General features: G+C 70.8%; 16 protein-coding genes. 11 read left to right on the plus strand and 5 right to left on the minus strand.

Annotated elements, in window-relative coordinates; translation table 11 throughout:
- A partial coding sequence (locus B207_RS35580) for a site-specific integrase (protein WP_018639516.1) occupies nt 1-1,630 on the minus strand: 1,630 nt, incomplete at its 3' end.
- On the minus strand, nt 1,614-2,729 hold the full coding sequence (locus B207_RS0125550) for a hypothetical protein (protein WP_018639517.1): 1,116 nt from the start codon (nt 2,727-2,729) through the stop codon (nt 1,614-1,616). The genes B207_RS35580 and B207_RS0125550, both read right to left, overlap by 17 nt.
- Before the next feature lie 116 nt (nt 2,730-2,845).
- Between B207_RS0125550 and B207_RS35585 the strand changes: the two genes are divergently transcribed.
- The 10 genes from B207_RS35585 (at nt 2,846) to B207_RS0125600 (ending at nt 9,895) form a co-directional block, all read left to right on the plus strand.
- A complete protein-coding gene (locus tag B207_RS35585; protein ID WP_018639518.1) occupies nt 2,846-3,079 on the plus strand; it encodes a helix-turn-helix transcriptional regulator in 234 nt (77 codons plus the stop codon).
- 53 nt (nt 3,080-3,132) lie between these two features.
- Nucleotides 3,133-3,333, plus strand: a complete 201-nt coding sequence (locus tag B207_RS0125560) for a hypothetical protein (protein WP_230205220.1) — start codon at nt 3,133-3,135, stop codon at nt 3,331-3,333.
- Between the two features lie 187 nt (nt 3,334-3,520).
- Nucleotides 3,521-3,694 carry a hypothetical protein gene (locus tag B207_RS0125565; RefSeq protein ID WP_154675622.1) on the plus strand — a complete coding sequence of 58 codons (174 nt, stop codon included), beginning with the start codon at nt 3,521-3,523 and terminating at the stop codon, nt 3,692-3,694.
- The gene (locus B207_RS0125570) at nt 3,691-4,947 is read left to right on the plus strand and encodes a hypothetical protein (RefSeq protein WP_018639521.1); all 1,257 of its coding nucleotides are present in this window, start codon (nt 3,691-3,693) and stop codon (nt 4,945-4,947) included. Before B207_RS0125565 ends, B207_RS0125570 begins: the two co-directional genes overlap by 4 nt.
- Nucleotides 4,941-7,016: a DUF927 domain-containing protein gene (locus B207_RS0125575; RefSeq protein ID WP_018639522.1), complete on the plus strand. Its 2,076-nt coding sequence runs from the start codon at nt 4,941-4,943 to the stop codon at nt 7,014-7,016. The genes B207_RS0125570 and B207_RS0125575 overlap by 7 nt, the downstream gene beginning before the upstream one ends.
- Before the next feature lie 361 nt (nt 7,017-7,377).
- On the plus strand, nt 7,378-7,563 hold the full coding sequence (locus B207_RS42405; protein WP_018639523.1) for a hypothetical protein: 186 nt from the start codon (nt 7,378-7,380) through the stop codon (nt 7,561-7,563).
- The gene (locus B207_RS0125585) at nt 7,560-7,757 is read left to right on the plus strand and encodes a DUF6011 domain-containing protein (protein ID WP_018639524.1); all 198 of its coding nucleotides are present in this window, start codon (nt 7,560-7,562) and stop codon (nt 7,755-7,757) included. Before B207_RS42405 ends, B207_RS0125585 begins: the two co-directional genes overlap by 4 nt.
- A gap of 101 nt (nt 7,758-7,858) precedes the next feature.
- Nucleotides 7,859-8,173 carry an FDXHR family putative zinc-binding protein gene (locus B207_RS43160; protein ID WP_018639525.1) on the plus strand — a complete coding sequence of 105 codons (315 nt, stop codon included), beginning with the start codon at nt 7,859-7,861 and terminating at the stop codon, nt 8,171-8,173.
- 14 nt (nt 8,174-8,187) lie between these two features.
- Nucleotides 8,188-8,832: a helix-turn-helix transcriptional regulator gene (locus tag B207_RS40810; RefSeq protein ID WP_018639526.1), complete on the plus strand. Its 645-nt coding sequence runs from the start codon at nt 8,188-8,190 to the stop codon at nt 8,830-8,832.
- Nucleotides 8,833-9,049: 217 nt separating this feature from the next.
- Nucleotides 9,050-9,895 (plus strand): glycosyltransferase family protein, encoded by an 846-nt coding sequence (locus tag B207_RS0125600; RefSeq protein ID WP_018639527.1) that lies wholly within the window; start codon nt 9,050-9,052, stop codon nt 9,893-9,895.
- Nucleotides 9,896-9,996: 101 nt separating this feature from the next.
- Here B207_RS0125600 and B207_RS0125605 read toward each other — a convergent pair whose 3' ends face one another.
- Together B207_RS0125605 and B207_RS0125610 are read right to left on the minus strand one after the other, a co-directional pair.
- Complete coding sequence (locus B207_RS0125605; protein WP_154675623.1) at nt 9,997-10,197, minus strand: hypothetical protein; 201 nt, start codon at nt 10,195-10,197, stop codon at nt 9,997-9,999.
- Between the two features lie 5 nt (nt 10,198-10,202).
- A complete protein-coding gene (locus B207_RS0125610) occupies nt 10,203-10,901 on the minus strand; it encodes an HD domain-containing protein (RefSeq protein ID WP_035742304.1) in 699 nt (232 codons plus the stop codon).
- Here B207_RS0125610 and B207_RS0125615 point away from each other — a divergent pair.
- Complete coding sequence (locus B207_RS0125615; protein WP_154675624.1) at nt 10,879-11,331, plus strand: hypothetical protein; 453 nt, start codon at nt 10,879-10,881, stop codon at nt 11,329-11,331. The genes B207_RS0125610 and B207_RS0125615 overlap by 23 nt on opposite strands.
- Here the strand turns inward: B207_RS0125615 and B207_RS0125620 are convergent.
- Nucleotides 11,328-11,960 (minus strand): hypothetical protein, encoded by a 633-nt coding sequence (locus B207_RS0125620; protein WP_018639531.1) that lies wholly within the window; start codon nt 11,958-11,960, stop codon nt 11,328-11,330. The genes B207_RS0125615 and B207_RS0125620 overlap by 4 nt on opposite strands.
- Between the last annotated feature and the right edge of the window lie 23 nt (nt 11,961-11,983).

Consider the following 11,983-nt stretch of genomic DNA (forward strand, 5'->3'; position numbering starts at 1 on the left):
CGTCCCCCGCGGGAACGCCGCCCGCGCGACCGCCACCGTCTGCGCCGGGATCTCCGGCAGCCCCTTCGGCTGCAACGACATGTGCCCCACCTCCCGCGGCCCACGAGGCGACCCGGACCGCACAGGAGATCATGCCGCACCCACGACACCCAGCCGAATTAAGCAGCAGAGTCATCGCCGCGGCGACCGTCTCCGCCGCCGCCTGCCCGGTCGACCGCAGCAGATGCGCGTACGTGTTCCCGGTCATCGACGTCGAAGAGTGACCAAGGATCTTGGACACGGTCGTGATGTCGATGCCCTCGCCCAGCATGATCGACGCCGACCCGTGTCGAAGGTCGTGTAGCCGCTTGGGGGAGAGCAGCCGCTCGCCGATCTCGTCTCCCACCTCCAGGTCGAAAGGCAGAGGCTCGGCCAGGCGCAGTACCGACCGGGCGCCCTGGGCGGCGATGCCGAGTACGGTCACCTGTCCGACCGGCAGCCGGTTCCGGTACAGGGTCCACACGCCCGCCGCCGGCTGGTAGCGGGTGCCGATGACGACCATGTCGTCGCCGGACTCCGTAGCCACCCGCACCGTGCCGAGCAGGCCGACCCGCCGCGCGATTCGCTGCATCTGCCGGGTGAGGTACTCCGGCGCCAGGTGCCGGCCCGACGGATGGGTGAAGATCAGATCCCGGAGTTGGACCGGGCGGCCGTGCTCGTCGGGAAGAACGCCGTTGTCCCACGCTGGCCCGACGGCCTCGCGTTCGTCGTCCTGGCGGAGCCGGTGCACGCCGAGAGACCCAACCGTGACCTTCGCCAGGTCGACCTTCCGGCGGCCGGACTTCGTCTTCGGCGCCCACACCCCGAGCGATGCACCGGACCGAGTGATCTGCTGGCGGACCACGAGTACTCCGGCGTCCTCGTCCAGTCCGGGCCAGGTCGCCCCGCACACCTCACCCCGGCGCAGGCCATGCAACGCGATCAGCTCGTACGCCGCGGCGAGCCGGTCGCCGGCCGCCTCGTCGAGGAACCGGCCGACCTCTTCGGCCTCCCACGGCTCCACCTCGGGCGTCGAGTACGACGCCAGCTCAACACCGTTCGCCGGATTGAAGTCGAGCTTCCGCTGTCGGACCGCGTCGTTCAGCGCGGTCCGCAGCATCTCCAGTACGTCCTTCACCGTCGCCGGGCCGACCGGCCGCCCGGGGCGCTCCTGAGACGCCTTCACCGCGAGCTTCAGCGCCGTGTCGATGTGTTCGGAGCGCAGACCCGCCAACGGCATCTCTCCGAGGAACGGCACCAGGTGCAGCCGGATGAACTGCTCGTAGCGGGCCCGAGTGGTCGGCCGCAGCGCGTTCTTCCTGCCCAACCAGTCGTCCAGATAGACGCTCACCGTGAGCTTGCCGATGTGCTGCTGACCGGCGCGGATCGCCGCCCACTTCGCCTCTCCATCGGCCTCGGCTTCCTTGCGGGTCGCGCCCTTGAACCGGACCCGGTCCGTGCCTGCCAGGGCGACGAGCTCTTTCGGCACGCGGAACTCGCCGGAGTAGAAGCCGTGTCCACGCTTGGTGCGGTCGGGGCAGGTCCCGGCCGGGTACTTCTGCTTGGTCTCCGGGTGGCGGCACCCGCACCTGTGCTTAGCGGTGATCTTCACTGGTGTCCTCGGTGGTCGGGTCGATGTCGCTCGTGTCGGGTGCGTCCGCCGCACCGAGTGGTTCGCTGGCAGCGGCCACCTGTGCCAGCGCGCTCACGTCCGGGTCCAGGTTCGGGAAACCGTCCGGCAGGGCCGGTAGGGGCAAGCCGAGTTCGCGGAACTGTTCACGGACGTCGGCAACGGAACGCTCCGCAACGTCCATCTCGCTGCGGCTGGTGTTGGTCAGCCACTCATCGATCGAGCCCGGGCTGTCCGTGTCGACCCGGTACTGATGAAGCTCCGGGTCGGACGTGGCCGACACGGCGTGGTACTTGTCGCGCATCCGCAACCAATGCTGGACGTGGCGTGCGTGCTCGGCGTACAGGTCGCCATGGGCCTCTCGCCGTCCGATTTCCGCTGTCATCTCGTCGATCAGTTGTCGGGTGACCCGGCCCCGTAGTGCACGCAGACGTGCCGGGTCGTCTCCGGCGTCGGCGCGTTCCGAGACCAGCCGGTCTCGCTGTTCGCCGAGCGGGCGACCCCACAGGATGCGCGACAGGTAGGCCACAACCAGGGGGCGTTCACCGATCCGGCGGGCGGTTCTTTCCTCGGTCAGACCGACGGTTGCCGAGGCCACTAGGGCGTGCAGGTCGAAGTGGTCGGAGTTGTCGGCGATGGCGCCGAGTCGCATGAGCCTGTCTCTGTCATCCCAAGCTCGCGTGACCTCGACGTTGCGTCGGACCCAGTCGTCGCGGTTCGTTTGCGCAGCCTGTGCCCTGAGAGCACCTTGCCCGGCGTAGATCTTGATGAGGTCGGACCCCGGCATGACCCGGTCTCCGACCTGAACCCAAACGTCCGGGTCGATCAGGTCCGGCAGCTTCACCAGGCGGACGCACGCGATCGAGAGGATGTCGGGCAGAAGCGCAAGCTCCTCTGCGCTGATCGCTTTCTCGCCGCGTTCGAGTGCGGCTACCCGGGAGTAGTCCCAGCTCAGGCCATAGGAGCGTGCGGCTTTGGCGACATCTTCCTGTCGGACGCCCTTCCTCGCGGTCCGTACTCGGCGCACGCCCTCACCGATCACCGTGCGCAGTGAGCGTGAGTCGGTGTGATCCGGTGTCATGTGACCGGACGATACCCCACACGTAGGCAAAGATCCCCCTACTTGACAGGAGGTGGATCACGCGGGTTCACTCTGTCGCGTTGATGCAGATGCATCAATGAGAGGGAGGTGGCCCTGTGGACGATGCCGTGAGCGCGGACGCGCGAGAGCAGCGACAGGAGTTCCTGACCACGGAGGATCTCGCGGCCAAGCTGCACAGGCCGATCGGGACGATCAGGAACTGGCGGCTCCGCAGTTACGGACCGCGCGGATTCCGGGTCGGCAACGCTGTCCTCTATCGGCGTGAGGTGGTGGATGCCTGGATCGCCGGGCAGGAGCAGGCGGAGGCCGATCGGCAGCCGTCGGCATGACACCGCAGATCCAGCCAAAACGTGGCCAGTGGACCTCCCGGCAGCTCCGGGCCTTGCCCGCGACGACCGATGTCAAGACGGCGGGCAGTGCCCTCGGCATGGGGCTGTGGAAGGCCCGTGCGCTGATCCGCGACGGCCAGTTCCCCGTGCCCGTGATCCGTCACGGGTCGCGGTACATCGTCCCGACCCGGCCGATCCTGGCCTTGCTGGACGTCGAGCCCGCAGGCGTGGACGGGGCGGTGAGCGCCGGGTGAGCCCTCGTCGCCGACCACGACCGTGCCGACGATTCCAAGGGCAGACCGAGTGAACTCCCAGAACGAAAGAGGCCACCTCCGGCGGGAAGGTGGCTCTCGCGCAGATCAGCAGGCGGGCGGCCGAGTAGATCCCGTACAGCGTACGACGGGCCGTGCCCGTGTCGAGGTCGAGGGCGACGTGATGCGGGTGACCGCCCCGTTCGGCGCGGACCTTCGGGACAGCCTGCGGACCCTGCCGGGTGCCCGGTGGGTACCCGGGCACTGGGCGGTGCCGGTCGAACATCTGTCCGAAACGATGGACATCGTGGCTGATGTGTTCGGCCCGCCGGTCATCGACACGGCCCGTGGTGTTCGCCGGTGAGCCGCCACGACCACGCCGTCGAGCTCCTGACCGCGCTGGTCTGCGAGGGCGGGACCCGTCGGGCGGGCGTCCTGTCCACGCCGCACCGGGTCCCCGGTCGAGACGGGTTCGTGCCCCGGTTCGCCTGCCCGGATGCCGACCTGGACGCCGTCGCCGCGCGCTGTCTGCGGATCGGTGACGCCGGGGCCGACGTGTACGCCGGCGTCCAGCTCCTCCGGGGAGTCCCTGCCCGCGGCCGGGGCGGTGCCGCAGACACGTCCGGCCTGGTCGCTCTCGCCGGCGACCTCGACGTCCAGGGCGGCGCGCACGCCACCACCACGGATACTGGCCTTCCCCTGCCCCCGACTCGTGCCGAGGCGCTCGGCATCCTCGCCGGCCTGCCCGACCCGACGTTCACCGTGTGGACCGGCGGCGGCATCCACCCGTGGTGGGTTCTGCGTCGGCATGAGCACCTGGACGTCGACGAGGCGCGCGGCATCGTCCGCGGGTGGGGTGACCTGCTCCGCGACCGGGGCCGGGCGCGCGGATGGCACGTGGACCAGACCGGTGATCTCGCCCGTGTGCTCCGGCTCCCCGGGACGGTCAACCACAAGTACTCGGACCGGCCGGTCGTCGAGATCATCGCGACCGGGCCGCGGTACGGCCTCGACGAGCTCGCCGCCCTGATCCCGCCACCCCCGGCGCGGACCGCGGCGGGGCCCGTGGTGCCTGCCTCCGGCGGCGGTGACGCGGCGGAGGTCACCGCCCGCTGGTCGGCGGAGACGGACTGGTCCGTGCTGCTGGAACCGGCCGGGTGGCGCTGCTGCCGCGACGACGGCCACGGGGAGCGGCACTGGACCCGGCCGGGCAAGACGGCCGGGACAAGCGCGCAGTCCCACGACGATCCGCCGGTGCTGTGGGTCCACACGACCGGTTCGACCCTGCCCGCCGCCGAGGCGCTGACCAAGCTCGACGTCTACGCCCACCTGGTCCACGGCGGGGATGTCCGCGCCGCATGGCACGCGATCGCCCCACCGCTGGACATGTCGGTACCTGACGTTGATCGGCTCGCCCGGTTCGTCGCTGACGGCGGCCCCGTCGACCGGCTCGGAGGCCGCCTTGTCTGGGCTGCCCGTCAGATCGCCTACGAGGCCGACCGGGATGTCCTCGTCGTCCCGCTGATCCGCGCGGCCCATGCCCGCGGCCTGTCCCTCGCCGCCGCCGCCCGCGCTGTTGCCTGCGGCCTACAGACCCCCGGAAGGACCCCGTGCTGAACAACGACGACGGTGTCAGCGACGAGGAGATCCTCGACGCCGTCCAGGACGCACAGCAGCCTTCCGCGCCCCCGGTGGAACCGGTCGACGTTGACGCCCTGGCCGCCGCCCTGACCGCGATCGACGACGTGAACGAGCGGTCGGAGCGGGTGCGCGCCGAGATCTACGAGCTCGGCCTGAACGGCACGGACTTCGGTGTCGTCGGGCGTCTCCGTGACCGGCTCACCGCCGGCGGCCCGAAGGATCGCCTGATCACCAAGGGCGAGTTCGACCGGGCGCACCAGCGGGGCGCGAAGGAACGAGACCAGCAGGAACGGGACCGCGCCGAGGCGGACCGGCGGGACCGCGCCGAGGCGCGCGGCCTGCGCCGGGTGGAGATGGCGTGGGCCAAGGGCCTCGGTCTGCCCGACGGGTTCACGGTGCCCGACGAGTGGGATGTCAGCCACGACGGGGTGCTGTTCTTCCCGGCTGAAGGTGCGGTGCTGCGCGCCGCCTACGCCCCGCTGGTGCCCGTCCGGGTCCTCCTCGACCCGGACGGTGCGCAGAGCGTCGAGCTGGCGTGGCGTACCGGCGGCCGGTGGGTCCGGCGCACCATCCCGAAGTCGACGATGAAGTCCGGCCGCAGGCTGGTGCAGGCTCTCGGCGACGCTGGCATCCCGATCATCGAGGCCGACGCCAGGACGGCGGAGCGCTGGTTGGCCACCGTGGAGGCCGCGAACGAGGCGGTCATGCCACCGCAGGATCTCGCCCGCTGGTTGGGCTGGCAGCCCGACGGGTCCTTCCTCTCCGCCGCGGACGGCTCGCGCCCTCTGGAACCGAAGTACCCCGAGCAGGCCCCGTACGTGGCCGCGCACCATCCCGCGGGCACCCTCGCGGACTGGCAGGCCGCCATCAAGTCGGTGGAGTCCTTCCCGGCGGTGCGGGCGGTGCTGGCCGCCGGCTTCGCCGCCGCCCTGCTCCGAGTCCTCAACGTCGACTCGTTCGTGCTCGACGTCGCCGGAGCCAGCAGCAGGGGCAAGACCACCGCGGCCCGTGTCGGGCTGTCTCCGTGGGCGGACCCGGGGGAGAAGGCCGACGGCATGTACACGTGGAAGACAAAGATGCTCGCCGCCGAGTACCGGCTGAACATTGTCCGCGGCATCCCCGTCCCGTTCGACGAGTCACAGCTCGTCGAAGACCCCGGCGTTGTCGACACGCTTCTGTACCAGGTCCCGAAGAACCACGGGCAGCACCGCGGCGGCGGTTGGCCCTCCGGTCTGCCCTGGGAAACCGTCGTCATCTCGACCGGGGAACGGCCCGCGCTCTCGTTCACCAGCAGTCAGGGTGCCGCGGCCCGGGTGTTGTCGCTGCGCACCGCGCCGATGGGCGAGAACACGCCGGACAACGGGCAGGCCGCCCGGGACATCGTCACCGGGGTCACCAGCAACTACGGCACCGCCGGCCCGGAGTTCGCCGCCCGCCTGGTCGCCGAACTCGCCAGCGAAGATGCCGCCGACCGCATCCGGGCCCGACATGAGGAGCTGTCCGGCCAGCTCGCCGGTACCACGGGCATGTCCGGGCGCCGCGCACCAATGGTCGCCGCACTGGTGCTGGCGGACCGGTGCGCCTGCGGATGGGGCATCGTCCCGTTCGGTCCTCTTCCCCTGGAGATCTGGCGGGACCTGCTGGTTGCGGACGATCCCGCGGACAATCGGCCCGAGATGGCGTTGGACGCCGTCCGCGAGTTCGTCGCGGCCAACCCGAACGGCCTGTGGTGGCCGAAGACCAACCGCATACAGCCCCCCGCGGGGTGGATCGGCCGGGTGACGGTCGAGGCGGGCAGAGAGTGCGTCGCTCTGTTCGCGGGACGGCTGCGGGAAGCGCTCGAGCGGCGCGGCATCGAACTGGACGCGGTCGCCCCCGGATGGGTCGAGGTCGAAGCCCTGGTCAAAGACGAGAAGTTCCGGCCGGCGCACGTCCCTAACCGATACGTCAACGGCACCCGCAGCAGGGTCTACATCTTCGCCCCCGGCATCGTCGACGTCCCGTTCTACGAGGACACCCCCACACCGGATGGTGACGGTACGTGATGGCCTGTCGCCCCAGCGGGTTTATCTCTTCCGGCGTCCCCGTATGTACCTCCCTCTCTTGCCCGGGGGTGCGTACCACAGCCGATAAGGCCTTTGACCTGGGAAAACCGGTGGTACGCAGGATTCGGCTGGTCTGCGTACCACCGGCATCCCCACGTCCGCGTGGTACGCGCCGCAGCGGGGGGCTGCGTACCACGCACCACGGGCCCCCGACAGCAGCCCTGACCTGGACTTTCTTGCTGACGGTCCGTCGGAGCGTCAGTGGTACGCACCCGCCGGAAAGACAGGGACGTACTTGCGCGGCGCTCCGAGGACATATCTCGCTGCATGTCACTCGCGGTTATCGACGTGGGGCTGTCGAATGATCACCACGTCTGCCGCCACCATCACCGCCGAGTCCCTCGACCGCGTCCAGGCCGCCATCGACGCCGCCCGCCGTCGCGCCGCCAACCAGACCAAGAGGGCCCGCCGCGCCGTCGGCGTTGACGCCCGCAACCGCCGCAAGCTCCGCCGGCTCGACGGCGAGAACCAGGAGACATCCCGATGACCACCACGATCTCCGAGCCGGCCGTCTGCCGGCGGTGCGGGCGGCCGCTCACCGACCCGCGTAGCCGCGCGCTCGGCCTGGGCAGTGGCTGCGCCACCCACCTACGCCCGGCCGCCCTCGAGGTGCTCGCGGACGCCGCGGCGGCGGCAACCGCACAGCTCACCCTGACCTACGCCGACAAGGACGACGAATGACCCGCCTCCATCCCCCTCACCCCGGACCGCGCGGAACTCGGCTCACAGCACGACACCACGCCCCGGGAACAGGCGTCCGCGTCCTGCCGGTGCGGCGCCCGATGGCCCCTCACCGCCGCGCCGGGGTCGCGCACTGCGCCGGATGCCACCTCACGTTCACCTCGACCCACTCGTTCGACCAGCACCGCACCGGCCACTCCGACCACCGCCGGTGCCTCACCCACGACGAGCTCACCGCCGCCGGATGGTCCGCCAACGAGTACGACCGCTGGCGGATCCCCTGGACCCGGACGCCGCCGCCCGCCTCACCGGCCTTCCGGAACCCGCCGACCGACCGAACACCTCGACCCCATGAGTCGAACACCCGGTCGACCAGAACGACCCGCCCTCGGGTTGCGCCGCCCGGGATGACGTAGGAGGTGAAACACCCATGGACCACATGCCCCCCACCCCCCGGCCCCGCGGCGGCCCCATCCCGCACCTGCGCCGCCAGACCCCGGACATCGTGAAGCTCGACGAGGGCGACGCCGTCATCCGCGCGATGCTCCGCGGCCTGTCGCTACGTGCCGCCGCCGGCGCACTGGGCCTGTCCACCACCACCGCATGGCGCCGGTACTGGCTGGTCATGGACTGGACATTGCCCGCCCGTGAAGGCCGTCCCCGCGGGCCCATCCCGCCGCAGCGCGGAACCCGGGCCTGCCCGTCCAGCCGCCCGTGGCTGCCAACCCTTGACACCCCACCCCTGAGAAAGCCGGTGGTCGACCGGGCCGGCGGCCTGGACGTCGTCCGCTACCCCGACGGCCGGCGCCGCATCGTCTGGACCACGGGAGCGATCGCCCGGCGCATGGGCCTGTCCCGGGAACGGGTCCGCCAGCTCACCCACACCGACGGGTGGCCGGCCCCGGTGGGCAAGGTCGGGTCGGCCCGCTGCTGGGATGCCGACGACATCGACGAGTGGATCGACCAGCATCGGCCCGACCTCGTCGACGGACCCATCGACCAACTGCATCACGCCCGACCCATCGATCAACCGGTTGATGAAACGGCACAGCCCGTCGAACGGGCGACCCCATGAGTCAGCCCGACCCCATGGACGCCCCGGCCGGGCCTGCCGGCGGCCGGACGGCGGCAGGGGCCATGAGTCAGGGCTACCCCATGGCCCCCAGCTCTGGACGGAACGGCACAACTGGACCCGCAAACCATCCTCGTTGGGGCGGGCAGTTCGATGCTCCTATGGATGTCAAGCAGCTGGGTGCCCGTTGGTGGCACATACGGATAGCGGGAACGAGGCCATGGCAGCAACACTCGTAGAAGCCTGCATTGTTAACCACAACAGTTCCGAGTTCACCGAGCTCGCGCTGCGCACCCTGGCCGCGACGCACGACAGCCGCATCAAGGGCGGGGAACTGCGGATCACCGTTCTCGACAACCACTCCACCGACGACGGGCTCGCTGATCTCCGGGCCGCGGCACAGGATCTCGCCGTGGCGTGGGAACTCTCACCGTGGCCGGCGGCCGAGTCGGCGGTCAACAGCCACGGTGATGTCCTGCGTGCCTTCGTGCTGGCACACGAGGACGCATCGCACCTGTGGTTCCTGGACTGCGACGTGACCTTCACCCAGCCTGACTGCCTGGGCGTCATGCTCGCCGACCTGGCCGCGGAACCGGACCTGTGGGCGGTCCAGGCCCGGTTTCACTGGCTCGAACAGCACCAGGGGGCGGGGGCCAGTCTCGACATCTGGGCGGGACGCCGTCACGAACTGTGGGCAAGTGTCGGACTACCACCGGCACGGTCGTTTCCCGGGGTGCACAAGCGGCGATGCCACCCGGCGTGCACCCTCGTTGCCAACACCCCGGTCTTCCGCCGAGTCGCCGACATCATCGGCCTGTCGGCCGGTTTGATCCTCAGCGTGGACGAGCGGTTCGCCGGCTTCGCTGACACGCTCGGCCCCGCCTCCCTCGCTCTGGAAACCCACGGGCTGCGCTATGCGCTTTCCGACGCCGTCGTCGGCCACCACCACGGCGTGACCTACCACGACCCCGCAAACCCCGTCGACGCCAAACGTGCCGAATGCCGACAGCGCCTCACGGCGCTGCGGGCAGGAAGCGACAGCAGAGGTCACCCGCCCGCCCGGTGAGTGCACACAAGCCCCGCACCGACACGGCCGGCAGATCGATCGCAGGACACCACAGTCAGTCACGTGACGGGCCGGTGCGGGGCTCGCCTACATCCTCACTGTCACGTCCCGGGCCAGCGGCCCATCGAGGCCGGCAGGTCTTTCTCCCAGACGAGCAGGTGGTCCAGGGCGTCACCCTCGCACGTCCGCGTCCACATCAGCCGCCCGTCGGCCGGAACCCGGTCCAGAATCGCTGCCAGCAGCGCGTCTCGAGAGATGCCCGCGGACAGCCGCAGGTCGATCACCCGGGCAGGCCCGATCACCGTCATCATGCCGGGCGCGCGGCGTGGGGTCGGATCGTCGGCACGTGGGCTGCGAGTACGAGCGCTCGGCGGGCCTCTCGGAGCAGGCCGCCGAGCTCGTCGGCCAGGCCATCGGGGAGCTGGGGGCCGGTCGCCTTCAGGAAGGTGCGCAGGTACGGGACGAGCAGCAGGAACGGGCGCCGCGCCGCCCAGTAGGCGCGGATGTCCGGCGCCTGGCGGGCGTTCCCGAGGACGTAGGTCAGGCTGATCACCTTGTCCGCGGCGAGCGCCGCCGCGATGTCCGGGCGCAGCTGGGACAGGCGGTGGACGGCGCCGTCAGGGTCGTGCCGGTGCTGCTCCATCGCGATGTGTTCGCCGTGGATCAGCCATAGGGCGATCAGCGTGTCGGTGCCGCAGCGGTCGCTGACCTCGGCGCCGAACTGTTCGGGGCCGGTGTAGTCGGGGACGTCGTGCAGCAGCACCGCAGCGACGAGCGCGGGAGGCGCGTCGGGTAGGTGCTGGCCGAGGAGGTCAGCGACGCGGACGGCGTGTGTGATCGCGGGTGCGCCGTCGATCTCGTGGCCGTCGCACCAGCGGCGCGCGATCGTGAGGGCCTCGACGACGATCGGATGCCGCGGGGGCGCAAGGACGGACCTGCGGGTGGGATCCCGCCCTGGTTCGGTGGCTGGCAATGATGGGCTGGTGACGTCCGGCGACACTGACATTGATCGTCCCTGGGATGAGGATGCGCTGTGTGCGGTGTGCCCCGGGCAGGTGCACGACCGGGGCCGGTTCGACATTGCGGACGGGCCGGGCCCGGGCAGCAGGTACGACACCAGCCGCGGCTACCGGCGCGATCTGGCCACCGGGGTGCCGGTCTGCGTCCACCCCGAGAAGATCGGACACCCGCCCGGCCGGTACGCATCCGCCGGCGAACGGTGGCCCGTGGAAGCGCCTGCGGGACCTGCCCCGGGCCCGATGCCGGCCGCGGCGGGGGAGCTCGCCGCGTGGATGACGGCGGTGGTCCGCCACGCCAGCGCGGGCACGGGGCAGGTCGATCAGGTGCTCGCCGACGCCGAGCGGGCCGCGGCGAACCGGTTCCCGGCGGAGGTGGTGGTGGAGGCGCTGCGGGCGGCGCTGGCCGCGGTCGGCTAGGAGCCCGTCGGGATGCTGTGGCCGAAGGTGAAGTAGTGGGCTCGGCCGCCCTGCTGCACGCCGATGGACTCGTAGTGCTCGAACAGGACGCGCAGGCGGCGCTGGGTCTCCTGCTGGCCGATCCAGTACCGGCGGGGCATGACGCCCCAGTTCGCCGCGGCGTACACCTGGTCGGTGTAGCCGTCCGTGTCGTACTGGAACCGCTCGTTGTCGGTGCTGTGGATGAACACGACGTCCAGCTCGGTCTGTATCCGAGACAGGATCGTGAACTGGGCAGTCAGCGCGTGGACCATCTCGTCGACGGGGGCGGACACGTCGAGCTCGGCGAGCCGCTCGTCTCCGGTCTGCTCGTACACCGCGGCCTTCATCGCCATGACCTTCAGTGCCTCGTCGAACAGGTGCTCGCCGTCTTGGTCGAGGTCCCATTCGGCGATGATCGGGTAGCCGGTGAAGGTCGCCCAGCAGTCGGGGTACTTCAGCGTGGACGCGCGGAGCCGGTCGAACTCGCCGCTGTCCCGGATCGCGTCGAAGATCTCGACCGCGCGCGGGGCGACCGCGAACGGGTCGGGCATGTCCTCCCGGCCGTCCGAGTCCTGCTCCAGGGTGGCGATGGCGGTGCTGGTGTCCATGGGAGCCTCCAGGCTCGACGAGG

This window comes from Parafrankia elaeagni (assembly GCF_000374165.1).
In the GTDB taxonomy this organism is placed as follows: Bacteria; Actinomycetota; Actinomycetes; order Frankiales; family Frankiaceae; genus Parafrankia; species Parafrankia elaeagni.